Below are 24,757 nucleotides of genomic sequence, written 5' to 3' on the forward strand. Positions count from 1 at the left end.
CTACCTATATAAGCAATTCTGAAATTATAGAGTTGAGCAAAAGTCGACCATTCTTAGTTACTACCAAACTTTCTTTATTATTCTCTAACAAACCTTCTTTTGTATAAAATTCTTTCTTATCCATATTTATATAATCACATATATCATAGCCAGTCATTGTGATAAAATCTTTATAATTCATGCCATCAGCTAACCGCAGCCCCATCATTAACCTTTCCTCTATTTCTTCCCTTACGGACAGCGTTTCCCACAGATCTAAAGCATTGTTATTTTTTTCTACACTGTCCAACCATCTATTAGGGCTTTTTATATTACTGGTCGCTACTCTTCTTCCTTCTATAGTAATTCTACCATGTGCTCCTGCTCCTATACCTATATAATCCCCTCCCTGCCAATAATTAAGATTATGAATACTTTCTTCTCCATCTTTCGCATAGTTTGACACCTCATAAGAAACAAAACCGTTTTTATTCATTATATCTTCAGTAAGCCGGTAAAGCTTTTCCGCTGTATCTTCATCTGGTAATGAGAACCCACCATTATGGTAAATATTATAAAAAGCCGTGTTATTTTCTATAGTAAGTTGATAGAGCGATAAATGTCCTCCCGCAAAACTTAAAGCCTCCTCAAGCTCTTTCCTCCAATCATCTAACGTCTGATTTGGTCGTGCGTAAATAAGATCAAAACTATAACGATTAAATATATTACGAGCGACCTCTATAGCTTTTATAGCCTCCTTAGCGCTATGCTGCCTACCCAAAAATTTTAACTCTCTATCAAGTAAAGACTGGACTCCCATAGATAAACGATTCACCCCTGCCCTACTAAAATCCATAAATTTACCGGATTCAACAGAGGTAGGATTGGCTTCCAACGTAATTTCAATTCCAGAATTCACCTTCCACAAACGATGTGCTGATAAAATCACTGACTCCACAGTTTTAGCTGACATTAACGATGGAGTCCCTCCACCAAAGAAAATACTATTTATAACAGCATCATGCGTATAGCGACGCATATATTCCATCTCACTGATTATAGCATTTCCCCATCTCTCCTCATCTATCGTTTGATAGACATGGCTATTAAAATCACAATACGGGCATTTTGACAGACAAAATGGCCAATGAATATATATTGAGGTTTGCTTCATAAAATCAGGCTATTATTAGGGAATCAAATAGAACATAGAGATATATTAATCATATAGACATATAATTCGTTAATAATATATAATATTGATTATATTTCTTAAATAATTAAAATAAAAACACAATGCAAAATCAGTCAAAAGATCATGAGGCTATCGCTTCTCTACTGACCAGACTTTATTTTGAAATATTAGAAATAGAGAAAAAATTTAGCCTGACCATTGGTGGCGGCGATATGCGTGAGAGAATAGAGTATTTTCACGACGCTATCCGCTGTTTTATCTCTGAGGATTATAACAATACACGTCTTAATGTAGAGATGCTCTCATATGATCTTCGCTGCTTACGCTATATACAAAGCAATCCTCTTTCAACCTTCAAAGACGATGACCCTTCCCTATCACCTTCTAGTGATATAATGACAAATAATATTAATATCGACATAAAAACTGACCGTCCCGATAGAGAAACCAAAAATCAAATAAGCTCTTTATATAAAAATTACGCTATAATGTTCTCAGCTCTATTGAAGCCGATAGCCGATAAAAATCATAAAGATCGCTTAGATGATCTTGATAATGATATAGGCGACATAAAGCAAATAATAGATCAGCTAGAGCAACAAAAAGACATTAATATCAATATGATAATAAAAATAGCTCAAAATCTTAGCGAAGCTAACCTGAGGATAATAATAGTAAAATTCATTCAGGAAAAACGTTATAAAAACATAAATGAACTTAAAAAACTTATAAGTCACTTAAAAAATATTATTGAACAAAAAGAACGTAATATCAAAAAGATAGAAGACAACCATCTAGCATTCGCCTCATCTCAACTTATAATATTTGAATCCTCAAAAGATTTATTAAAAGAATTAGCGTCACGTGGTATGAACATAGTTGGGAAATTCGTGGAAGCCTCTATAGCCGATACCAAACGCCAAATGGGAAGATAGTGGACAGTTTGCACTTAACCCATTATAAATACCCTCATGAAGATATTACTTATAGAAGACGATAATGAATCCGCCGGATATCTGTTAAAAGGATTAAAGGAACAAGGATATGTAACCGATCACTGTGTGAGCGGGCGTGACGGTCTATTTCTAGCGACTACCGAGAATTATGACGCGATGATAATAGATCGTATGGTTCCAGATCTTGACGGGGTAACCATAGTAAAAACCCTCCGTGCCTCCAACAACGAAACCCCAATAATTTTTCTTACCGCTTTAGACAAAGTAGAAGAAAGAGTAAAAGGCCTTAAGGCTGGAGCAGATGATTATCTGGCAAAACCATATTCATTCTCAGAACTACAAGCGCGTCTGGAAAGCATAACGAGAAGAAAAAATGGTGAGAAATCAGAAACCACCCTCACCTGCGGTGATTTAGAAATGAATCTTCTTACCAGAAGCGTAAAACGTGGTGGAAAGACCATAGAATTACAAGCTAGAGAATTTTCTCTACTTGAGTATATGATGAAAAACTGTGGTAATGTAGTAACTCGTACCATGCTGCTGGAGCATGTCTGGGATTATAATTTTGACCCACAAACTAACGTTATAGATGTTCATATAAGCCGCTTGCGGCAAAAAGTTGATAAAGACTTTGATAAAAGCCTTATCCATACTCTACGTGGCGCTGGCTATAAAATATCTGATGATTAGATTATATCAGCAATGACCAACGCTACCATATTCGCGCTTGCCACCGCTCCAGTAAAATCAGGAATAGCTATTATACGCATATCAGGCAGAGAAGCCACTCAAGCCTTATCATTAATTACTTCCGCCCCCTGCCCTGCCCCTAATTTAATCAAATATTCTATCTTCTATAATCCAATTTCAAGTAAAATAATTGATAAAGGACTAGCTATATATTTCAAAGCTCCTCATAGTTTTACCGGTGAAGATACGGTTGAATTACATTTACATGGGAGCAAAGCCGTTATTTCTGAGATTTTAGAGGTGCTTTCGACTATAAGCGGTCTCAGACACGCCGAAGCCGGAGAATTCACCCGTAGAGCCTTTATAAACGGAAAAATGGATTTAATTGAAGCCGAAGGACTTGCCGATCTAATAGACGCTGATACCTCTGCTCAGAAAACCCAAGCAATACGCCAAATGCAGGGGGAAATGAGTGAATTTTATAACAATATCCGTAGCCAGATCATAAACTGCATGGCGTTACTAGAGGCTTATATTGATTTTCCTGACGAGGAAATACCTGATTCAGTTTTAGATGATTTACAAAATAACATCATAAATCTACGAAATACAGTTCAGTCAGTGCTTGCTGACCATAAGCGTGGACAACGGCTTAGAGAGGGGTTGCGGATAGTTATAGTTGGCGCGCCAAATGCTGGAAAGTCCAGCCTTCTTAATATGTTAGCGGGAAGGGACGCTGCTATAGTATCCCATCACGCTGGTACGACAAGAGATGTCATCGAGGTAGAAATGGATATTACCGGTTATCCAGTAATACTTACGGATACAGCGGGACTTCGCGAAGCTGAAAATGAAATAGAAGAGGAGGGGATAAAAAGAGCACACGCAAGAGCAGGGCAGGCTGATATAAAACTTGCTATATTTGATGGCTCTAAACTACCTGATATTGATGATTATACTAGAAATTTACTAGATGATAACACTATCATAATTATCTCAAAATCTGACCTTATATCAGCGGATTCTCCCATTCCCACATCCCTAAATTCTCCAATTCTTATATCCACAAAAACTGAGAAAAATATAGATAATCTTCTGTCTATAATAGAAAATAAGGTAAAAGATTTTTTTGAAAGTGCGGAACAACCACTAATTACCCGTGCTCGCCATCGCTCTTTATTACAAGAAGCTGATGATTTATTAGAAAAATCATTGCAAGACAAACCGTTAGAGCTAGTATGCGAGGAGCTAAGAAGAGCCGCTCTTGCCATAAGCAAGATAACCGGAAAAATCCAAGTAGATGATATATTAGACGTAATCTTCAGAGAGTTTTGTATTGGAAAGTGAGAGCACCTCTAATTCCTTAAATTCCAACCTTGTTCACCAATTTTTGCTATTCTATTAGCTATTGACGGATGAGTGGAACCGTCTTCCATTATTCTTTCAGTTATTGAACCATTTTTTATATACTGACTGAGCCTATTCATAGCCTTTGAAAACAAATAGTCGGTCACTTTATTAGCTCCAGCATCCTTTTTAACATTACCAATAATTTTTTTTGCGGTATTTACAACAGCTTTACTGAGTTCTTCTTTCCTTACAAATATTTCTGATAAGGCATCTATCATGGCATCTGACTCTTTCCCATTAAGACTACCATGTTCATCCGCTCTGTACTCCCCGTTTTTCCTAAATTTTGGTATAACATACGACATACTACTAACTATCCAGCCACGTTCGTTATAGTCGTTTATATGGGACAACTCATGACGTAAAACAGCTTTTATCCTTTCCTCAAAACTGCTTTTACTCTTTTTATTCATATCGTCTTTAAGTATTGATATTAAATTACTACTTATAAAAACAGCCTCATCTTCGCCTTTTTTATAAGTATGAGCAAACGGCAAATCACTCGTACATATTACTAAATTCGGTATTTTTTTAATATACTTATACTCAGAACTATTAAACGCATCCTTGAATAAGGAGAGAATCTCTCTATCAGTTTCTTCAATAGCTATATGCGCACTGCTGGAAAAATTCTTAAAAGCGTGGATTTTCTGGGATGACGTTAGTCCATCATATTTACCAACAAACATTCCGGTCAAATCAGACACATCGCCTTTTACCTTATCAGTAAATTTAGTCCATATACCAGAAATTTCACCAACTTTTGTGGTATCTTTTTGATTTTCCTTAAAACCATTCATTATCGTTTCAAAAAACTTTTTGGTATGTGGTAGGTCTATCTCTGCCTTTTCTAATATTTTATTTATTAAATCTACTTCATTTTTATCCATATAATTCACACCCATTTTGCTAATATATATTGCTTAACAACTAGATATACCATATACAAACAGCAATTATTATTAAGATTTAATGATATTCACGGTAAAGCAGATGTATAATTATGACGTAATAGTTATTGGTGGCGGTCACGCTGGATGTGAGGCGGCAGCGGCAGCGGCACGAGTAGGGGCTAGGACCGCTCTTATTACCCATAAATTCTCTACTATCGGTGAAATGTCATGCAATCCAGCGATTGGCGGTATAGCTAAAGGTACTCTGGTAAAGGAAATAGATGCTCTTGACGGCATTATGGGACGAGCCATTGACCGTGCTGGAATTCATTATCGTATACTAAACGCCAGTAAAGGCCCTGCCGTACACGGTCCACGAGCACAGGCTGACCGCAAATTATATAAAGCGGCGATACAAAATATTTTATCAGAATATCAAAACCTTACTATTATAGAAGAATCTGTGGAAGATCTTGTAATAAATGATAATAATCAGATGGAAGCCGTTATATTAGGCTCTGGTGAACATATAAAATCTTCCAAAGTCATACTTACCACCGGAACTTTTCTAAGTGGCTTAATCCATATAGGAGATAAAAAAATAAGGGCAGGAAGAGTAGGGGACGCGCCATCTGTTGGGCTATCTAACACATTGAAAAGACTTAATTTCAATCTAGGGCGGCTAAAAACTGGTACTCCCGCCCGTCTAAATGGCAAAACGATTGATTGGGAATATCTTGAGGAACAGAAAGGTGACGAAGTTCCAAAGCCTTTTTCCTATCTAACTAACAAGGTAGCAGTACCACAAATCTCGTGTTATATAACTCACACCAATTTCGACTCTCATAAAATAATAAATGACAACTTACATTTATCAGCCATGTATTCTGGTCAGATAGAAGGGGTTGGACCTCGCTATTGTCCATCAATAGAAGATAAGATAGTGCGTTTTGCCTCCAAAGAAAAACATCAAATTTTCCTTGAACCTGAAGGGCTAGATGATAGTACCGTATATCCAAATGGAATTTCTACCTCTCTACCAGAAATGGTACAGGAAGAGTTTATAAGAACTATAACTGGATTGAAAAATGTTGAGATTATCCGTTATGGCTATGCTATTGAGTATGATTATGTAGATCCACGTGAATTAAAGCCAACATTAGAAACCAAAAAGGTGAGGGGGCTTTACCTTGCTGGACAAATAAATGGTACAACTGGTTATGAGGAAGCGGGGGGGCAGGGGATAATCTCTGGAATAAACGCTGCTTTGTCAGCGGCAAGTTCTAAACCATTTATTCTTGATAGATCAGATGCTTATATAGGGGTAATGATAGATGATTTAATAACATATGGTACCAGTGAACCATATCGTATGTTTACTTCCCGTTCGGAATATCGCCTTAGTCTAAGAGCCGATAACGCTGATTTACGACTAACCCCAAAAGGACTTTCTATTGGCTGTATAGGAGATGAACGAAAAAACAGCTTCCAAAGCAAGCTGAACACTCTATCAGCTTCACGTGAAACTCTAAGACGATTAAACATCACTCCTAATCAAGCATCATCTTTTGATATAAACCTAAACAAAGATGGAATTCGCCGTTCAGCCTTTGAATTACTTACTTATCCTCATATAAGTTTTGAGAATATATGTAATATATGGCCAGAATTAAATAATATTCCCTATGATATTATAGAACAAATTGAGATAGAAGCACTCTATGATGGCTATCTACAAAAACAAGAACAAGATATTTTGAGTTTCAAGAAAGAGGAAGAGCTAATAATTCCGGACATTATTGACTATGATAATATGCCATCTCTCTCCACTGAAATAAAAAACAAATTAAAATTTTATCGCCCCCATAATATTGGAGCTGCTAGCAGAATACAAGGAATGACTCCGGCGGCTATAACTAATTTGATAGCTCACGTGAAAAAATTATCATCAGATAGTAATAATTGGATTAAATCTTGTGCTTAAAGATCCATTTGAGTTATTAAATAACTATGTATCAGTTCCACATGGAACTTTTGACAAGCTAAAAATATATCATGGCCTATTGTTAAAATGGCAACAACGAATAAATTTAATTAGTAACGACACTATAAATGATATTTGGCACAGACATTTTTTAGATTCGTACCAACTCATTAAATTATTAGAAAATAATTATGAAAAAACCATCATAGATCTGGGCAGCGGCGCCGGATTTCCCGGTATGGTTCTTGCCATAGCTGGATATAAAAATATTCACCTTATTGAAAGCGATAAAAGGAAAGCTATCTTTTTACAAGAGGTCGCTAGAGCTGTTCATGTGAACATAAAAATTCATTGTGATAGAATAGAAAATGTTATAATAGATAATAAAAATAATATTATTGTTTCCAGAGCATGTGCTTCTGTTGATAAATTGTTACACTTGTCATCTAATTTCGTTTCATATGAAACAAAATACTTTCTTCATAAAGGAAAAAATTATAAAAGAGAAATTCAGGACGCTCTTCTGAATTGGAATTATAATTACTCCACAACAAAAAGCATTACCGATTCACTTAGTGTTATTATAAAAATAACTGATCTTAAAAAGGTATAAAATGAAAAATAATCAAGTAAAAACAAGGGTTTTTGCTATAGTTAATCAAAAAGGAGGGGTTGGCAAAACAACCACTACCGTTAATTTAGCGACAGCTCTAGCGGCTGTTGGTAAAACCGTACTTATTGTTGATTTTGATCCGCAAGGTAACGCTAGTACTGGTCTTGGTATCAATCAAAATGAACGTGATATTACATCCTATGAGTTGGTGTTAAATGATATAGAATTATCCAGTGCTATCAAAAAAACCGCTGTCCCTAATCTTCATATAATACCAGCTACTATTGATTTATCAGGAGCCGAAATTGAAATGGTAAGCTTAGTAAGACGAGAATTCCGTCTTAAAGACGCTATGAGTAATGGCAAATCAAACTATGACTATATACTTATAGATTGCCCTCCTTCTCTTGGCTTGCTCACTCTTAACGCGCTGGCTGCCTCTGATTCCGTAATAATACCATTACAATGCGAGTTCTACGCTTTGGAAGGTCTCAGCCATCTTGTAAAAACCATAGAATTGGTCAAAACTAACCTTAATTCTGACCTATCAATTCAAGGCATTATTCTTACCATGTATGATAGACGTAATAAATTTACCGATCATATAGAAAATGACGTTCGTGGTTATTTTGGCGACATTGTATATAGCTCAGTTATTCCTCGCAATATACGGATGTCCGAAGCGCCATCACATGGCAAACCAGCTTTAGTTTATGATATGAAATGTGCTGGTTCAAAAGCCTATATAAAGCTTGCTAGTGAACTACTTAAGCGCGAACGTATTCTTAAACAACAACTAGCTGCCGCTTAATTATATTTATATCTAAGGAGATAATAATGACTAACACAACCACACGAGGACTTGGTAGAGGTCTTTCCGCCTTGATCTCAGAAAATTATAACCAGAATCAATCTAATAATACTAATCCACAATCTGCTAATCCACCAACCAACAATACCTCTAGTCAAACAATTCAAAATACCACAAAACCTATTTCTGGCATCAATAATTTACCAATAAATAGTCTTATACAAGGCAAATACCAACCACGAACAAAATTCGCGGAACAAGCACTAAACGAACTTTCTGAATCCATTAAACGTAATGGTATAATGCAGCCGATTATTGTCCGCCCAAATGGTAATAACGGATACGAAATAATCGCTGGTGAACGTAGATGGCGTGCTGCTAAGCAAGCCGGACTTTCAGAAGTGCCCGCCCTTGTTCGTGATATTAACGATAAGCAAGCGCTAGAACTAGCCCTAGTAGAAAACGTACAAAGACAAGACTTACTTCCTCTTGAGGAAGCTATTGGCTATCAAAGACTTATTGAGGAATTTGATTATACACAGGAAGAGTTATCTAATATCGTTGGTAAAAGCCGTAGTCATGTAACTAACTTATTGCGCTTGCTCTCTCTTCCTGATGAGATAAAAGATATGCTTGATAACGGTGAGCTTACAATGGGACATGCTAGAACACTAATTGGTATACCAAACTCCATTGCTATAGCCAAAGAAATAGTAGCTAAAGGCATGTCAGTACGTCAAGCGGAAGATATAACTAGACAAGTTCAAGGACATACCAAACGTAAAAATTCTAGATCACGTGGTAATAGTTATGGAAATACCTCTTATGATAATCCGCAATCTCAAGAAGTAAGAAGAGACGCTCCTATCAACAAAGACCCCGATATTATCGCTCTCGAGGAAACATTATCGGAAAATCTTGGTATAAGAGTATCTATCCATGATAAAGGTCAAACTGGTGAAATCATTCTTAGCTACGATTCTCTAAGCCAATTAGACGAAATACTCCGTCGTCTCGGCGATGGGATATAGATGGAATATAATATCCTATACATGGTAAATATTACATGAGCTTCTTTCTCTCTAAAAGGTTTTTTCCTTTATTTGTCACCCAATTTTTGGGAGCGTTTAACGATAATTTATTAAAAAACGCTCTAGTAATGCTGATAACATATAAATTATCATCATCGGAAAATGGTGACGCTCAACTATTGGTTACATTAGCCGCCGGCATTTTTATATTACCATTCTTCTTATTCTCAGCGATTGCCGGACAGATAGCGGATAAAATAGACAGAGCTAAAGTTACAAGGATCATAAAGATCGTTGAGATCATAATAATGATTGCCGCTACTATCGGTTTTTATGTTGAAAGCATTTGGTTTTTGATGACTTCATTATTCTTAATGGGAATCCAATCAACTTTCTTTGGTCCAATAAAATTCTCTTTATTACCACAACATCTAAAAGAAGATGAACTATTATTGGGCAATGCCTATATTGAGGCTGGTACTTTTTTATCAATCCTGTTTGGAACGATACTTGGCGGCATACTTATATTACAGCCACAAGGTATATTTTTTATTTCTCTATCTCTGTTGCTAGTTTCTGTTTTTGGTTACATCGCCAGCCGCTACATACCGGTAGCTCCTCCTCCTGATCCGACACTCAAAATAAGCAAAAATATCTGGAAAGAAACTTGGCGTATCGTAAAATTCTCCCGCAAGAATGACCGAGTATTCTTATCAATAATCGCTATATCATGGTTCTGGTTGGTTGGAGCTACCTACCTCTCGCAATTTCCAACTTATGTTAAAGATTCTCTACATGCTGAATCAGAAATCGTAACTTTATTCCTTACTATATTCTCCGTAGGTATAGGTATCGGCTCTGTATTATGTAATAAGCTACTCAAAGGTGAGATAAAAAGCACCTATGTACCGTTCGCTATGCTGGGCATGACCTTATTCGGAGTTGATCTATATTTCGCAAGCAATGGAAATAATACGCTTATTTCAGAAAATCTGATTGGTATTTCTGAATTTTTTTCTACATTTACTAACTGGCGCATAACTTTTGATCTACTTCTGGTTTCAATATGTGCCGGTATATACATAGTCCCGCTTTACGCTATCATGCAACACGATAGTGAAGTTACACACCGTTCTCGTATAATCGCCGCCAACAACATAATAAACGCTTTATTTATGGTCGCCGCCGCTGTAATTACCTTGCTAATGTTAAATAGCGGTTTTACGATACCGCAGATATTTTTATCTATGGCTTTAGCTAACGGTTTTGTAGCCTTATACATATTCAGATATTTACGAAAATAGTTTGGGTTACAATAACTAATGAAGAAAATAATAAGTCTTATAAATAATAAGCTAGCGCATGGCGGCTTTGCCCGTAATGTCATAATCATGTTTACCGGCACCGCTCTTGGGCAGTTAACATCGCTTCTGTTATCGCCAGTACTCACCCGTATATATTCACCAGATTTATTCGGTATGCTAGGGCTATTTAGCTCATTAGTAGCGATACTTTCGGTAATAGCGTCAATGCGCTACGAAATGGCTATGACTATTGTCAAAAACGATAAGGAGGCAGCCAATCTTCTTGCCGTATGCTGCTCTATCCTATTTACTACAACATGTATATTTTATCTAGTTCTATTTCTGTTTCCCCATGAACTTAAAATATCAATAATAAATTACTCTGAATTTACTAAGTCAGTGTATGAATCACTAAAAACTTACTGGTATCTACTTCCGATCGGTTTTTTTGGTATAGGCGCGTATCAGATAATGGTTAGCTACGCCACGCTTGCCGGAGCTTTCGGAGTAATATCAAAAACAAAAATATATCAAGGTGTAACTGGTCCGGTAAGTCAGATCATAATGGGAATAGCTGGGGCTGGTGGATTCGGTCTTATAATCGGATTTATTCTTGGTCAATCTGCTGGTTTTCTCAACATATTATGGAAACTCATTATAAAACCAAAAACGATAATCCAACAAATAAGCTATGTGGATATGAAAAAAATCGCACGAAGATATATACGCTTTCCACTGCTTTCAACATGGTCAGCCTTAATAAGCGCTATCGGATCAAATAACATTTTATTACTGCTAATTCCAATAATCTATTCCCATACGGTCGCCGGTTTTATTTTCCTTACAGACAGAATAATCGGCAGACCATTACTACTGATTAGCACTTCCATATTACAAGTATATCTCGGCGAGGCCTCAAAAACGCAAGATAGCGACCCTGTGGCTATGCGTAAACGTTTTTTACAGATAACTGGTGGCCAGTTCGTCATCGTGTCTTTCTGGCTTATTATAATTAATTTGACAGCCTCCTTTATAATACCTTTTGTTTTTGGAGAGGAATGGAAAGAAGCCGTAATTTATATCCACGTAATGAGTATCTGCTACCTGCCACAAATGATAGTAACTTCCGTAGTTCATACCTTACAAATACTTGAGAAACAAGGTCTTATGGCTATGTGGGATCTAAGCAGATTTATTTGTGTTATCAGTGGCTTCATAATAAGCTATGAGTATTCCCTAGAGCCACAACAGGCTGTGCTAATCTACTGCGTAACCCAAGCATTATTTCAAGTAATTTTATTTGGATTAATGTATATATCTATACAAAAATTACAGCCAAAAAAATTGTAATAATCTATATATAGTCTTTTTAGTTTATTTTATACAAAGTAAACTAATTGGGTAAAATAGCCGAAGTGTAGAAGAACTACATGAGGCGAAGTTTAACGATGTATAAAAGTAAAATCAAATGACTATAGATTCTTAGCAATCTTATCAAACTCCTTAAGACTAGAAAGTAGAGATTCCATATCTTCTAACTTTACCATATTAGGACCATCAGACGGCGCGTTATCAGGATCTTGATGGGTTTCCATAAACACACCCGCCACCCCAACCGCAACCGCCGCCTTAGCTATAGTGGGAACAAAACTACGATCTCCGCCTGATGCTCCTCCCTGCCCACCGGGTTGTTGTACACTATGAGTAGCGTCTATTACCACCGGACAGCCTGTACGTGCCATAATTGGCAATGAACGCATATCCGTTACCAATGTGTTATAGCCAAAACAAGCTCCTCTTTCGGTTAGAATAACTTTATCATTTCCAGAATAATCCATCTTATCAACGACATTTTTCATATCCCAAGGCGCTAGAAACTGTCCTTTTTTAATATTAATAACCTTTCCGGTCGCCGCCGCCGCTAGCAACATGTCGGTTTGCCGACATAAAAATGCCGGTATCTGTAATATATCAACATAAGGAGCGACTACCGAACATTGTTCCTCCGTATGGACATCAGTTAGTACGGCAACGCCAAGATCTCTCTTTATCTCCTCAAAAATCGGCAAAGTCTTAAGCAAACCTAGTCCACGTTTACCACTAATACTGGTACGGTTCGCTTTATCGTATGATGACTTATAGACGAGCGGAATACCTAATTTCTTGGTAATAGCCACAAGCTTTTCCGCCATGAACAAAGCATGGTCACGGCTCTCCACCTGACACGGGCCAGCGATAAGCACAAAGGGATTATTATTAGCGAATACTATATCTTCAGCTACGGAAATACGACGTGGCTCACTCATCTCTAATATTCCTCTAATTTATCTTAATTATCTTTATGCCAGTTATAAGCGGATTTTATAATGCTATCAACATCACCATAGTTAGGTTTGAAACCCAGCTCTTTACAAGCTGCACTATTATCAGCGACCAAACGCGCCGGATCTCCCGCTCGTCTTGGCTTAAATGAATGAGGAACCGGATGACCAAGCTTGGTAAAGCTAGCTAATATGTCATTAATTGAAGTACCAATACCATTACCTAAATTATAAGCGGCGGAAGGTTTCCCATCAAGCAGCGCTTCTAAAGCTAATATATGGGCTTTCGCCAAATCCATAACATGGATATAGTCACGAATAGCCGTTCCATCCGGTGTTGGATAATCATTACCATACACATCAAGCGACTCAGAGCGTCCTAATGCGGCAAAACAAGCTTTTGGTATCAAGTGTGACTCCGGCTCATGTTTCTCGCCTATATCACCATCAAATGAGGCTCCGGCCGCATTAAAATATCTAAGAGCCATCCAAGCTGGTCCACCGGCGTTATGATAATCAGCAAGCAATTGCTCAAACAGTAATTTTGACCAGCCATAAGGACTTTTAGGAGATTTTTTATGTGATTCCGGTATTGGAACTGTCTCCGGTTCACCATAAACCGCCGCTGTTGAGGAGAACACAAACGCCTTTACTCCAGCTTTTTTTAGAGTTTCTAAAAAAGCAAGCTTACAAGCGAAATTATTATCATAATATTTTATCGGGTTAGCTACTGACTCAGCCACCTCAATAGAACCAGCAAGGTCAATAACCGCCTCAATATTATTATCAACTACAGCTTCAGATACCACTCCAAGATCTGAGACATTAGCTTCTATAAGTGCTCCCCAACGAACAAAATCACGATGTCCGGTTGATAGATTATCCAAAGTCACAGGCAAATAACCAGCGGCATCCAATGCCTTACAAACATGCGCGCCAATATACCCAGCACCGCCAGCGACCAAAACAGATTTTTTCATTTATAATACCTCCTGATTATTTCTATTACCTACGGTACAGATAAAATTTATACCTCTCTATAACAGAAAACATAAAAATACCAAATTATTTAGTATTTACTACCCAGCATTGCCTATAAGTTTTTCATAATGAGACAAATAATTATCTACCATATTATCAACACTGGAACTGGCAAGTAGTCCCTTTGTCTCTTCACCAAGGTTAGTGAGAATATTCTTATCGTTAACCGCTCTTACTATAGAGTCAGCGAGTGAATTAGAATTACCAGTCTCAAACAATAATCCGGTTTTTTCATGACGAACAAACTCTGGTATCGCTCCAATATTACTGCCAATTACTCCAAGACCATAAGCCGCCGCTTCTACAATAACTACCGGCGCGTTCTCGTACCATAAAGACGGAATAAGTAACCAGTCGGAATTACGGAATATTCTGTCTTTTTCCTCACCACTTATATAACCAAGATATTTTACACGAGAATCACTAGCGGCAAGTTCTTGAAACTTCTCAGCGTATATCCCTTTACCAGCTATAGAAAACTCAAATTTCAAATCCTCCGGCAACAATTTAAGAGCTTCATATAATACCTCACAACCTTTTTCTGTAGTAAGGCGGGCAGCGAATATAAACTTACGAATATTATCAGAACCAAGATTATTTCGTTTTTCTATATTTTCAGGAAGCACTATACCATTTCTAGCTACCGCTGTTGCTTTTGACAAAAGCCCAGCCTCAATATGTTTATCTATAAGAAACTGTGATGGGCTACAAAATAGGTCAACATAACGGCTAGTATTTATATGCCATTTACGATAAATGCGGCATCCTAGCTGTGGGCTGGTGCATATTTTAAGTGATTTTGTAAGTAGAAGAGCACGCGGACATAATAAATGATAATCATGAGCGGTATGAATAACCGGAATGCCTGCCATCTTTGCCATTTTCCAGATTGAGGCTGACAAACCGTCTATTAAGTGAGTATGTAAAATATCTGGCTTTTTCTCTTTTACTACCTGATTGAATCTTTTCGCCGCGTCCTTATTCCAAGCGTCACGAAGATGCCATAGAGCCTTTTCATACCCTTTACGGTCACCACGCTCCCAATGCCAATAACGATTCTTTGGAAAAAAACGTATTACCTCAACACCATTTCTAACCTCCACCGGATATGGCTCATCAGATGGCGAGCAGGTTGAGACCACTGTAACACGATGACCTCGCTTCGCTAGCCTTTCTGCCTGCATAGCGACAATCAACTCAGCTCCACCAGCCATTATCGGTGGATATATATTATTGGCTATTAAAATATGCATTGTAATAACTTTATACTTACTTATTGCTTATTATCTATATGGAGATGCCACATTTACACTCTAGCTTAGTGCCAGTAAACAATCATTTTCATTTTTATAGAGAAAATAAGCTATTCTAATCACTTAGAAGCTACAAGCCAACTAAGCTTTTTTGGTTCTATAAAGTAAGCCATATACCAAATTAGGTATATAAAATCTTCTATTTACCAATACAGAAGATATAACCCTGCCACCAAGAGAAGTAATAAGACGACCAGTCTCACCAGCAACCGGCGCGCGCGTACGCTCCGCCTCAACCACTAGAACACTGCCACTTGATAATTTTATAAGGGACTGCCCCATACGATCATTAAGCAAGTCAGGACTAGAAATTATTATCCAACTTCCATCACCCTTACGAATAAACTCCTCAGTATTTCTAGAAAAATCTTCCTGCAATTCTTTGCTATTTATCAACATTACTTTCTTACCCTGCTCAGTGGCGAGAGAAGTAAGTTGTTTAGCTACCTCCTCAGCCCCCTCACGCGAATAGCTGCTAGCTATCTGAATAACCGGACACTTAACACCCGACATAGCGTAATCTATAGAATTAAACAGACTGACCAACTTATCCTTAGATGAGCTTTTAGAAGAATAAGCGAAAGCCGGCACTTCCATAGCACGACCTAGCTGCCTAGTATTACGAAAACGATCATCAAGAAGCTCAAGCACCAATACCGCCGCTCCACCAAATAATATACCAGCTAAAATCGCAACAGCCATACCAAGTAATTTACGAGGGCGAGCTGGCTTTATTGCTTCTTTCGGAGAGTCAATTATAACAACTCTGGTTATTTTCTTCTTACCCAAATTCTCACTAATACGAGCTTCCTCACTCTTCGTAAGGTAATTTTTATAATTAGCTTCCTCTAATTCCACCTGACGCTCAAGGTTATTATACCTACTACGCCGATTCTCTAAATCATTGATTCTTTTGTAAATACCAGCGAGCTGAGCGGAAAGCACACCATCCTTTGAGTTCAAATTACTTTGACGCTCCTTAAGTTGACGTTCAGCCTCAACTATAGTCTTTCTTATAGATCTTACCGCTGGGCTGCTAGCCCTATATGTAGAGAGAAGTTCCGCCTCTTTATTACGCAAATTAGCTATTTTATTCTGAGCGTCATCAACTGATTGAAAAGCCACCGTAAGAGCGTTACTCTTTTGCTTAAGCAACTCATTAATTTCCTCGTCAAAAGAAGAAATCCCTGTTTCTGACTTAAATTTATGCAGCTCCTTCTGAGCTAAATCTAACCTTCCTTTTGCACCGTTAACCTGCTCTAAAAGAAAATCAGTATGTGGCTTATTAAACGTTTCCATCTGCCTAGTGATAAAAACACTCTGTATTGTCTCCACCAACTTCTTAGCCACTTTAGGACTCTTATTAAAGACGATTACATTTATAACATTGCTCTGACTACCGGACTTTATAGAGAGATGCTTTGTCTTTAACCTCTTTATAGCGGCTTCTAGAGGAACGTCTCTGCCTTTCACCTCTTTTTCAATATTTGGGTAAACATTTTCAATGCCCACCTTCTCAATAACTTCTCTTAATAAATCATTACTTCCCAAAATATCAATATTTGATTGCATGACCTCACGACGGTCATTGGAGCTTATAATCTCCCTGTCACTATCTTTATTAATACCAGCCTCAGCGCTAGCTCCAAACTTTATGAGCAAACTACCGGTTGATATATATTGCTTTTCCGCGAAAGCTATAAATAATGCTCCAATAGTGACCGCACTTATGAACACCAGCATAAACATTTTGAACTGGCGGAAAAAAGAGGAAATTAAATCCCGTATATTAATATTTTCATCCATTACTGATTAATACTGTCGTTAGGGTTAAGCTGATAGGACATGTTAAATGACGGCGGCAAGAACTGCTGTATATATTGCTGATAGTATCTATGAACATTAGCGACCCCACTACGTGGAATAAAAACTACGTCGTAAGCGGCAAGTCGTACATCCGCCTTCGGATCTTTACCGGTAATCGCGGTGTTGTAATCAGCTATATAAGCCTCAGCTGGATAGCCGATACGGTGACGTATTATTATAGTATTCTCAGGAGCCGCCGAATTTTTAATTCCCCCAGCTCTGGCTATAGATTGAAGAAGAGTAAGGCTAGGACCAGCAGTCACAAACTCTCCAGGTTTTTCAACCTCACCAGCCACATATATACGGTTAGGCGCGAAAGAACGCATTATAACCGACAATCTAGGACTATTTAATTCTTTTTTATATTGTTTTTCTAAATCCTTACGAACATCCTTCACAGTACGCCCATAAGCCATGACATCTTCAGCCATAGTAGTAGATATAATACCGTCAGGAGGGATAATAACTGACTCATTAAGCTCAGGGTTCATCCTTACCTTAATATCCATAGTATCACCAATCTGCAATAGATAAGGATCCAGCGGCGGCGCCTGCCTTATACTAAGTAACTTTTCCTCTGGAGCTGGCGGCAAATAGTCTATCTTCTCGGTGCAACCAAGCAACAAGGGAAAAAGCAGGGGAAACACCGATATTTTTAATAAATTCCTCAATTTACCATCTTTCTTTCAACTTTCCAACAAGAAGGTCTTACTATTATCTGACAGTCATACTTGCAATAAAATTATTACAAATTAGTAAAGATCCAAGTATTTCTAACTTTCATTGTATTGTTTGAGCAACAGCTTGGCAAATATAACACTTTATGATAAGCACTCTAAAAATATATCGCGCTACAACATATGACCAAATAAACACCTAAAAATGCCCATATTATTCTACCTATCACTTACAACATATTTTGCCTTTTATTTATTTGAAGGTCCAATCCGTTATTTATTTAATATTTTTGGAGCGGACTCCCTAATATTTGTTCGTGATATAATAATTATAATTCCCCTTCTTGTCATAATAACGCAACAATTGATTAATAGGAGAATACATCCCGCTTTTTATATATTTTTCTTTATAATAGCAGTGCATGGTACTGTTTTTATGTTAAATATCGGCAGTTTTTTCATTATAATATACTGTACTAAGCTATTGCTAACTGTCCTTATAGGAACCTTACTCGCCGAGTATTTAATAAAGCCACCACCAATAATGATAAAAACTATAGCTGTATTCTTTGTCATAAGCTTCATCGGAATATTTCTTGATAAATATTTCTTCCAATTCCCATGGATTGGTATAGAAGCCAAAATAGGTGGGATAGATGTTGATGTAAGCCGAGACTGGATGATAAAGGGCGCGGATAAGCGAGCGGCGGGATTTATGCGCTCATCAATTAACGCTGCTCTTATCATGCCATTCTTCGCTTTTCTTTTATTTTTCAATACAAAATCTATTGTCAAAAAATTACTAATTACAATAGCTACCGCCATGCTTCTTTATTGGACAACTCAAAAAAGCTCTATTATAATGTTCGTCCTTATTTCCGTTATCATCTTAATATTCTATAAGCGACCAGCTCCTGCTCTTAAAATAGGCATTATAATAGCGACTATCCTGATGATAGGATGCCCTATAATCCTACCTAATTTTATTATGGACTCTAGCTCAGGAGTATTTAGCGCCGCCTCTTTATATATGAGGATAGAAGAAATTTGGCCGCTAGCTTGGTCATGGATTGAGAAAAGAGAGGCTTTTCCTTTCGGAGTAGGGCTTGGTGGAATTGGTGGCGCACAACGTTTCTACGCGCCGTTTAGTGTAAATTACTCCGATAATATGTTTATTTTTCTATATGCCTATTTTGGTATGTTAAGCCTGCTATACATTGGCTGGCTACTATACATATGTATAAAAACACCAAACAAAGCCTCTTCCGCGCAGATAAACGCTCTAGCAATAATTATGTTCATACTTGCTTACGGCATCACCATGTCAATGCTAGAAGACCAAGTAACATCTTTATTTTTTGGCGCGGCGGTATCTATTCTCGCCAGCAAAGGAACAAATATTACAAATAATAAGAACAATAAAAAGGAAATAGAAATTGCCGGTAAATAATTTCACCATTCTACGTCTGATACTGGCAAGCCTTGTAGTATTCGGGCATTTCAGAGTCCTGCCTGGCTTGCCATCCCCCCATATATATAGTTACGCCGACTTCGCGGTTGACGCTTTTTTCGTGGTAAGCGGTTATTTAGTCTATGGCAGTTTTGTCAATTCTCCTAAAATTGGCGGGTTCTATATAAAACGCTTCTTCCGTATTTACCCACTTTATTTCACCGTGATAATTACGCAAGCGATAACCATGTTCTATTTACTAGGTGGTGATGTAACTATAAAAGAGACAGTTAAATATCTAGCGAGCAACTTGGTATTCGCCAATTTTTTAAGCCCAGATATGGGAGGGTTACTTTCTAACGCTCATAATCCGGCGATAAACGCCAGCCTGTGGACTCTTAAAATAGAAGTTATGTTTTATATGATAGTACCTTTCCTATATTGGCTACTTAGGAAATATACCATTACATTAATAGTCGCCATATATGTATTATCCACAATCTTCGCGGCAACCTGCCAACATTATGGCATGGACACTTTAGCAAAACAACTACCAGGACAAATGCGGTTTTTCATAATGGGAATAGCTCTGTATCACTATCAGGATAAAATACAAATCAACCATAAAATGGCTTTTATAACTGCCCTCATATTATTTACCATCTGCTCACTACGCCACGACCTACCAATAATGTTTATTTATCCGGCGTTAATGGGCTTTTTAGTTTTCATCTGCGCTCTACGTCTACCAGTATTTTTAATTAAGTACGATATTTCTTACGGGGTTTATATAATCCACGCCCCGCTCATTCAAATTTCTCTCCTTCTAGGTTTTTTTGAGAATAGTATAGGCTTTCTTGCCGCTTTATTTATCCTCATCTATTCGCTAGCGTTTTGTGTGGAAAAAACTATAGAAATACCTATGGTAAAACTCGGCAAAAAACTATCCAAACAATTCTCAGAAAAATTTGAGAGAAAAAAAAGCGCGCTATCATGACCATAAAAAACGTTGTAATATTAAACGATTACTGCCATATAAATGGAGGAGCGAGTAAAGTCGCCATAGATGAAGCGACTGGTCTAGCAAGGGCAGGGGTTAACGTCATATTTATCGGAGCTTGCGCGCCAATATGTCCTGAGCTTGCTAATCCTAAGATAAGCGAAAATATAAAAATAATCTGCCTCAACCAAACCGAGCTCATAAAAGCCGGTAAAAATCCCTTCATAATGCTGCAAGCATTGTGGAATGTTAAAGCCGCTAAAGCTACTCGTAATCTATTAAAAAACATGAATAAAAGTGATACGATTGTCCATCTGCACGGCTACACAAAAGCCCTTACCGTAAGTCCCGTAAAAGTCGCGAACAAAATGGGCTTTAAGGTAGTATGCACCCTACATGATTTTTTCCCGGCATGCCCAAACGGAGCTTTGTTTGACTATAATCTCTGCAAACCATGCCATAGAAAAGCCATGTCACTAGATTGTATAAAAGCCAAATGTGACAAACGGCACTATTTCCATAAAATATATCGGGTTGTTCGTGGATTTATCCAAAAAAATATTGGTGGATTCCCCAAAAACGTAAAAAATTATATTACATTATCAAATAACTCAGCGTCTCTACTCAAACCTTACCTACCATCTAACGCTAATTATTATTCTCTTGAGAATCCTATAGATATTCCCAAAAAACCTCCTGTGGATGTAACACAAAATAAATCAGTGGTCGCGGTCGGTAGGTTAGACGCGGAAAAAGGTATAGAAATATTGCTAGAAGCAGCAAAAAAAGCTGGTATTTCCTTAACTTTAGTAGGTGACGGCGAACTAAAAAAGCTAGCTGAGCCATATGATAATTGCCATCTAACTGGCTGGGTATCGCCAGCGCGGGTAATAGAGGAGCTGGAAAAAGCCCGTTGTTTAGTGTTTCCAAGCCTGTGGTATGAGACTTATGGGCTGGTGGTAGCGGAAGCTATGGCTAAGGGAATACCCGCCATAGTAAGTGATATTTCCGCCGCCGCTGAACGTATAGAACACGGGAAAAATGGTTGGCACATAAAATCAGGTGACGCGGAAGACTTAGCAAAATATTTAGCTCTAACTAAAAATGATGAGTTAATACGAAAAGCCGGTGAATTGGCTTACGAATCTTTCTGGAAAAATCCACCCATAACTCAAAATCATATAGAAAAACTAATTGATATATACACTAAAATAAAAAACGAGTAACCAGCATTTTACAGTTTCAATTTTTATTTTATATGATAGAAAGCCTAGATTATGAGAAATATTACACTTTTTGACACTTCAATATCGTCCGACAATCTGGGGGACGGTATCATAATGGACGCGGTAAGAAGACACTTAAAAGAAATTTATCCACCGGACAATTTCGTAAGCGTTCCAACCCATATTCCACTTACCTCCGCCCAACGCGGCAGCATCAAAAACAACGATATGGCGTTTGTTGGTGGCACTAACCTGCTATGCGCCTACTGGCTGCTCAAACCACAATGGAAAATCGGTATAATTGAGGCGCTTACATTGCCTAACCCTATCCTTATGGGGGTGGGGTGGCGGTTTTATCAACGCCCTACCGACATCGCTACCAAGATATTTTTACGCAAGCTTTTATCCAAAAAATATATTCATTCCGTTCGTGACTCTTACACTGAGGAGCGGCTTAAAAAAATAAATATCCACAATGTTATCAACACCGCCTGCCCAACCATGTGGCAGCTAACGCCGGAGCATTGTGACTCTATTCCAACTGAGCGTTCCGCCAGTGTAATGACCACCGTAACCGCTTATCATCACAACCCCGAGCTAGACCGGAAATGGCTGGAAGTCTTAACCAATAACTATGAGAAAGTCTATCTCTGGCCGCAAATGAGTGGTGATGATGAGTATGTTAAGAATATGAATCTCGGCGATAAAATTGAGATATTAGAGCCAAGCCTCGCCGCCTATGATAACGCGCTTGAAACATTGGATGTTGATTTTCTCGGCACACGCCTGCATGGCGGTATCCGTGCGATGCAAAATAAAAGACGCACCCTGATTATAGAGGTAGATAACAGAGCCGCCGAGATTGCCCGTGATACCGGATTACCAACAGTAAAACGTGACGATACACAAAAAATGCTGAGCTGGATAAATGGTGAGGTAACAACCAAACTGACCTTACCTTGGGAAAATATAAACCGCTGGAAATCCCAGTTTAAGTGATAAACTCGGCGTTTCTTAAATTCCTACCAATCTAAACCAATCTTGCCGCAGTAAATTTTAGCAGAGCAAAAATTTGCGAAAGTGGATGGCCGTTTATAGACTCAAAAATCACTGAAAAATCTCTGCGGCGTGATTGGCTAAGTGGTTGCTATAACTAGAGAATGATTTATATTAAAGGCGTTGGCGTTTCCAATGTTGGGGATAGAATTAAGTTTTTGATGCCTTTTGGGATTCTAAGTTTTCAATTTCCGCAATCAATAGTTTCTCTAAGTCAGCTATGTCGTCTTTATCTATTAGTATTGGTCGATGCTGCTCAGGAGGCATATGAGAAAGAGCATTACGAAGATTTACCCATTTTCCTAGCTCATCTATATTCTCAATTTTGTAGCCGTTTTTCACTAACGTTTCTAGTCTGTGCTGATAACCTCGATATTTACCTTGAGGGAGAAAGTTTTGCTCCATAACTCCTTCAAATACTCCTATTAGTCTAATGATCAGAAACTCCCATAAATAAAAACATTCCAAGTTTTTATAGTATACATAGTCATCAAGTATATCGTCTGCATCTTCAGGGTTCTCTTGTTTTATTTTTTCAATTTCTTTTTCTAAGACAGTTTTACGATCATCAATGATTTCTTGTGTAACCCTAACCACATAGCTTAGGTCATCTTTTGATAAACCATATACATGCCACTGGAATTCTTCTAGTTCTTTCCTCATTGTCCGACCTTACTATTTTATAATCCCATACCACAAAAAACAAAGTACGGGTTTCAAAACCAAACATTTCCCGTACTTTAGAGGATTTTCGTAAAGCAGGATTTATAGGAAAATCTGTCTATAGAGAGAAAAAGACACAGAAATTCGAACCCTTTTCAAACTCTCTGGTACGGATTATATTGCCCTAAACCGCTTGTAAATCAAGGTTATTTTTGTTGCAACATCGCGCTGATGAAAGTTGCTCTGCGTAAAATTACGGATGAGACGGGATTAATAAATAACCCGCTGGTCATCCCCTTAGGGGCTCTTCGGAGTCGCCTTGATTTCCAAAACACCTGCTGGTACCACAGTTGTCATAATAAATGGCAGTTATCTTCTTCTATTACTCCTTGGAAAGGATATTTTGTTCCATCTAGTTTTTGAATCCAACCAGACGCTTTGCTACCTTCTTTTAAATTAAGTTCATCAAAGTGAACTGTAAGATTAATTGGCGTATACTTGTTGCCTAATATATTTGATAGGATCATGACTGCTTTTAGTGCTTTGCCAACTCCGCCAGAAGACCAGCTTTTATTGTCTATTAGAATAGTATGTTTACCATCCTCTAATTCACTATATCCTTTACCCCATATGCTAATTTTATAGACAATAGCTGAAGTAGTAATTTCCAGCTCAAGCGTTTTACCATCCCATGGGGCGCAACCAAACGTTAAGCTAGCGGAGTTTTTTTTGTAAATGATGGCACCAGATAAAAAGAATAGAAAAATTAAAATTAAGACCAAGAAAAATTTTTTCATTCTTTAACCTATCGTTGTTTTGTTCAATCGAGTGAGGGATTCGATTTGAACTCCCTGTTTGAAGAATTAGCCGACTGGGAAGCACAGTTAAAGCCATTTGAAGAAGAGATTAAGCGAGGGTTGGGAGGGCTGGAGCTATGGGCCATTCTAACCAACCCAATTTGTTGCAAGATTTCAATGTTAGCAGCGGTATTGCGAAGCCTAAAAAGAAGAAGGCTAAAACCACTTCTATTTCTGTTCGTGTAACCGAGGAGGAAAAAGACGCGTTGCAGGCAAAGGCAGGCACGATGGCGCTGGCACATTTTCTGCGCGAGGTAGCATTGGCAGATGAGGCAGAGCCACGCGCCAAGCAGTATCATGTGAAACCACGCAAGCCTTCTTTAGATACTAAGGAACTTGCGCGATTGCTTGGCATGTTTGGGCAGTCGGAGCTTGTTACATCTGTCCTCGCGCTTTCCCTCGCAGCTACACAAGGTAATTT

General features: G+C 37.9%; 23 protein-coding genes. 14 read left to right on the forward strand and 9 right to left on the reverse strand.

The features are described from left to right. Positions 1-4: 4 nt before the first annotated feature. On the reverse strand, positions 5-1,153 hold the full coding sequence (hemW, locus tag R3D71_11245) for a radical SAM family heme chaperone HemW (protein ID MEZ5692220.1): 1,149 nt from the start codon (positions 1,151-1,153) through the stop codon (positions 5-7). A 122-nt stretch (positions 1,154-1,275) separates the two neighbouring features. Between hemW and R3D71_11250 the strand changes: the two genes are divergently transcribed. From R3D71_11250 to mnmE, 3 genes are read left to right on the forward strand one after another with little or no spacing between them, the layout of a single operon-like run. Further along, positions 1,276-2,109: a hypothetical protein gene (locus R3D71_11250; GenBank protein ID MEZ5692221.1), complete on the forward strand. Its 834-nt coding sequence runs from the start codon at positions 1,276-1,278 to the stop codon at positions 2,107-2,109. 36 nt (positions 2,110-2,145) lie between these two features. Then, positions 2,146-2,820 carry a response regulator transcription factor gene (locus R3D71_11255; protein MEZ5692222.1) on the forward strand — a complete coding sequence of 225 codons (675 nt, stop codon included), beginning with the start codon at positions 2,146-2,148 and terminating at the stop codon, positions 2,818-2,820. 12 nt (positions 2,821-2,832) lie between these two features. Next, complete coding sequence (gene mnmE / locus R3D71_11260; protein MEZ5692223.1) at positions 2,833-4,167, forward strand: tRNA uridine-5-carboxymethylaminomethyl(34) synthesis GTPase MnmE; 1,335 nt, start codon at positions 2,833-2,835, stop codon at positions 4,165-4,167. Positions 4,168-4,175: 8 nt separating this feature from the next. Here mnmE and R3D71_11265 read toward each other — a convergent pair whose 3' ends face one another. Beyond that, complete coding sequence (locus R3D71_11265; GenBank protein ID MEZ5692224.1) at positions 4,176-5,120, reverse strand: M48 family metalloprotease; 945 nt, start codon at positions 5,118-5,120, stop codon at positions 4,176-4,178. 103 nt (positions 5,121-5,223) lie between these two features. Between R3D71_11265 and mnmG the strand changes: the two genes are divergently transcribed. From mnmG to R3D71_11295, 6 genes are read left to right on the forward strand one after another with little or no spacing between them, the layout of a single operon-like run. Continuing rightward, a complete protein-coding gene (gene mnmG / locus R3D71_11270) occupies positions 5,224-7,107 on the forward strand; it encodes a tRNA uridine-5-carboxymethylaminomethyl(34) synthesis enzyme MnmG (protein MEZ5692225.1) in 1,884 nt (627 codons plus the stop codon). Beyond that, the gene (rsmG, locus tag R3D71_11275; protein ID MEZ5692226.1) at positions 7,100-7,720 is read left to right on the forward strand and encodes a 16S rRNA (guanine(527)-N(7))-methyltransferase RsmG; all 621 of its coding nucleotides are present in this window, start codon (positions 7,100-7,102) and stop codon (positions 7,718-7,720) included. Before mnmG ends, rsmG begins: the two co-directional genes overlap by 8 nt. A gap of 1 nt (position 7,721) precedes the next feature. Further along, positions 7,722-8,531 carry an AAA family ATPase gene (locus R3D71_11280; protein ID MEZ5692227.1) on the forward strand — a complete coding sequence of 270 codons (810 nt, stop codon included), beginning with the start codon at positions 7,722-7,724 and terminating at the stop codon, positions 8,529-8,531. A gap of 26 nt (positions 8,532-8,557) precedes the next feature. Then, a complete protein-coding gene (locus tag R3D71_11285) occupies positions 8,558-9,562 on the forward strand; it encodes a ParB/RepB/Spo0J family partition protein (protein ID MEZ5692228.1) in 1,005 nt (334 codons plus the stop codon). Between the two features lie 35 nt (positions 9,563-9,597). After that, entirely contained in the window at positions 9,598-10,866 is a 1,269-nt protein-coding gene (locus R3D71_11290; protein MEZ5692229.1) for an MFS transporter, read from the forward strand. Positions 10,867-10,884: 18 nt separating this feature from the next. Then, a complete protein-coding gene (locus R3D71_11295; protein ID MEZ5692230.1) occupies positions 10,885-12,216 on the forward strand; it encodes an oligosaccharide flippase family protein in 1,332 nt (443 codons plus the stop codon). Positions 12,217-12,338: 122 nt separating this feature from the next. On the opposite strand, the gene kdsA is transcribed toward R3D71_11295, so the two are convergent. From kdsA to R3D71_11320, 5 genes are all read right to left on the reverse strand, one after another. After that, on the reverse strand, positions 12,339-13,172 hold the full coding sequence (gene kdsA, locus R3D71_11300; protein MEZ5692231.1) for a 3-deoxy-8-phosphooctulonate synthase: 834 nt from the start codon (positions 13,170-13,172) through the stop codon (positions 12,339-12,341). 23 nt (positions 13,173-13,195) lie between these two features. Next, the gene (gene galE / locus R3D71_11305) at positions 13,196-14,167 is read right to left on the reverse strand and encodes a UDP-glucose 4-epimerase GalE (GenBank protein ID MEZ5692232.1); all 972 of its coding nucleotides are present in this window, start codon (positions 14,165-14,167) and stop codon (positions 13,196-13,198) included. A gap of 99 nt (positions 14,168-14,266) precedes the next feature. Next, the gene (locus tag R3D71_11310) at positions 14,267-15,481 is read right to left on the reverse strand and encodes a glycosyltransferase family 4 protein (GenBank protein ID MEZ5692233.1); all 1,215 of its coding nucleotides are present in this window, start codon (positions 15,479-15,481) and stop codon (positions 14,267-14,269) included. Positions 15,482-15,622: 141 nt separating this feature from the next. Next, positions 15,623-17,347 carry a GNVR domain-containing protein gene (locus R3D71_11315; GenBank protein MEZ5692234.1) on the reverse strand — a complete coding sequence of 575 codons (1,725 nt, stop codon included), beginning with the start codon at positions 17,345-17,347 and terminating at the stop codon, positions 15,623-15,625. After that, positions 17,347-18,078 carry a polysaccharide biosynthesis/export family protein gene (locus R3D71_11320; GenBank protein MEZ5692235.1) on the reverse strand — a complete coding sequence of 244 codons (732 nt, stop codon included), beginning with the start codon at positions 18,076-18,078 and terminating at the stop codon, positions 17,347-17,349. Before R3D71_11320 ends, R3D71_11315 begins: the two co-directional genes overlap by 1 nt. A gap of 442 nt (positions 18,079-18,520) precedes the next feature. Between R3D71_11320 and R3D71_11325 the strand changes: the two genes are divergently transcribed. From R3D71_11325 to R3D71_11340, 4 genes are read left to right on the forward strand one after another with little or no spacing between them, the layout of a single operon-like run. After that, positions 18,521-19,534: a hypothetical protein gene (locus tag R3D71_11325; protein ID MEZ5692236.1), complete on the forward strand. Its 1,014-nt coding sequence runs from the start codon at positions 18,521-18,523 to the stop codon at positions 19,532-19,534. Then, the gene (locus tag R3D71_11330) at positions 19,521-20,531 is read left to right on the forward strand and encodes an acyltransferase (protein MEZ5692237.1); all 1,011 of its coding nucleotides are present in this window, start codon (positions 19,521-19,523) and stop codon (positions 20,529-20,531) included. The genes R3D71_11325 and R3D71_11330 overlap by 14 nt, the downstream gene beginning before the upstream one ends. Continuing rightward, on the forward strand, positions 20,528-21,760 hold the full coding sequence (locus tag R3D71_11335) for a glycosyltransferase (protein MEZ5692238.1): 1,233 nt from the start codon (positions 20,528-20,530) through the stop codon (positions 21,758-21,760). The genes R3D71_11330 and R3D71_11335 overlap by 4 nt, the downstream gene beginning before the upstream one ends. Positions 21,761-21,811: 51 nt before the next feature. Further along, positions 21,812-22,759 (forward strand): polysaccharide pyruvyl transferase family protein, encoded by a 948-nt coding sequence (locus tag R3D71_11340; protein MEZ5692239.1) that lies wholly within the window; start codon positions 21,812-21,814, stop codon positions 22,757-22,759. A 207-nt stretch (positions 22,760-22,966) separates the two neighbouring features. Here the strand turns inward: R3D71_11340 and R3D71_11345 are convergent, their stop codons facing one another. Both R3D71_11345 and R3D71_11350 read right to left on the reverse strand, forming a co-directional pair. After that, positions 22,967-23,479: a hypothetical protein gene (locus R3D71_11345; protein MEZ5692240.1), complete on the reverse strand. Its 513-nt coding sequence runs from the start codon at positions 23,477-23,479 to the stop codon at positions 22,967-22,969. A gap of 353 nt (positions 23,480-23,832) precedes the next feature. Then, positions 23,833-24,276 carry a hypothetical protein gene (locus tag R3D71_11350; protein MEZ5692241.1) on the reverse strand — a complete coding sequence of 148 codons (444 nt, stop codon included), beginning with the start codon at positions 24,274-24,276 and terminating at the stop codon, positions 23,833-23,835. 137 nt (positions 24,277-24,413) lie between these two features. On the opposite strand from R3D71_11350, the gene R3D71_11355 reads away from it, so the two are divergent. Next, positions 24,414-24,757: hypothetical protein (locus R3D71_11355; GenBank protein ID MEZ5692242.1), on the forward strand; the 344-nt coding region annotated here is incomplete at its 3' end.

Source organism: Rickettsiales bacterium, from assembly GCA_041396965.1.
In the GTDB taxonomy this organism is placed as follows: Bacteria; Pseudomonadota; Alphaproteobacteria; order Rickettsiales; family SXRF01; genus SXRF01.

What these genes read in the sequence shown, in the direction of transcription:
- R3D71_11350 (MEZ5692241.1), bottom strand. Translation starts at nt 24,276, where the DNA reads ATGAAAAAATTTTTCTTGGTCTTAATTTTAATTTTTCTATTCTTTTTA.
- kdsA (MEZ5692231.1), bottom strand. Translation starts at nt 13,172, where the DNA reads ATGAGTGAGCCACGTCGTATTTCCGTAGCTGAAGATATAGTATTCGCT.
- hemW (MEZ5692220.1), bottom strand. Translation starts at nt 1,153, where the DNA reads ATGAAGCAAACCTCAATATATATTCATTGGCCATTTTGTCTGTCAAAA.
- R3D71_11250 (MEZ5692221.1), top strand. Translation starts at nt 1,276, where the DNA reads ATGCAAAATCAGTCAAAAGATCATGAGGCTATCGCTTCTCTACTGACC.
- R3D71_11285 (MEZ5692228.1), top strand. Translation starts at nt 8,558, where the DNA reads ATGACTAACACAACCACACGAGGACTTGGTAGAGGTCTTTCCGCCTTG.
- R3D71_11290 (MEZ5692229.1), top strand. Translation starts at nt 9,598, where the DNA reads ATGAGCTTCTTTCTCTCTAAAAGGTTTTTTCCTTTATTTGTCACCCAA.
- R3D71_11255 (MEZ5692222.1), top strand. Translation starts at nt 2,146, where the DNA reads ATGAAGATATTACTTATAGAAGACGATAATGAATCCGCCGGATATCTG.
- R3D71_11310 (MEZ5692233.1), bottom strand. Translation starts at nt 15,481, where the DNA reads ATGCATATTTTAATAGCCAATAATATATATCCACCGATAATGGCTGGT.
- R3D71_11265 (MEZ5692224.1), bottom strand. Translation starts at nt 5,120, where the DNA reads ATGGATAAAAATGAAGTAGATTTAATAAATAAAATATTAGAAAAGGCA.
- R3D71_11335 (MEZ5692238.1), top strand. Translation starts at nt 20,528, where the DNA reads ATGACCATAAAAAACGTTGTAATATTAAACGATTACTGCCATATAAAT.
- R3D71_11295 (MEZ5692230.1), top strand. Translation starts at nt 10,885, where the DNA reads ATGAAGAAAATAATAAGTCTTATAAATAATAAGCTAGCGCATGGCGGC.
- mnmG (MEZ5692225.1), top strand. Translation starts at nt 5,224, where the DNA reads ATGTATAATTATGACGTAATAGTTATTGGTGGCGGTCACGCTGGATGT.
- R3D71_11315 (MEZ5692234.1), bottom strand. Translation starts at nt 17,347, where the DNA reads ATGGATGAAAATATTAATATACGGGATTTAATTTCCTCTTTTTTCCGC.
- mnmE (MEZ5692223.1), top strand. Translation starts at nt 2,833, where the DNA reads ATGACCAACGCTACCATATTCGCGCTTGCCACCGCTCCAGTAAAATCA.
- R3D71_11280 (MEZ5692227.1), top strand. Translation starts at nt 7,722, where the DNA reads ATGAAAAATAATCAAGTAAAAACAAGGGTTTTTGCTATAGTTAATCAA.
- R3D71_11325 (MEZ5692236.1), top strand. Translation starts at nt 18,521, where the DNA reads ATGTTAAATATCGGCAGTTTTTTCATTATAATATACTGTACTAAGCTA.
- R3D71_11340 (MEZ5692239.1), top strand. Translation starts at nt 21,812, where the DNA reads ATGAGAAATATTACACTTTTTGACACTTCAATATCGTCCGACAATCTG.
- R3D71_11345 (MEZ5692240.1), bottom strand. Translation starts at nt 23,479, where the DNA reads ATGAGGAAAGAACTAGAAGAATTCCAGTGGCATGTATATGGTTTATCA.
- galE (MEZ5692232.1), bottom strand. Translation starts at nt 14,167, where the DNA reads ATGAAAAAATCTGTTTTGGTCGCTGGCGGTGCTGGGTATATTGGCGCG.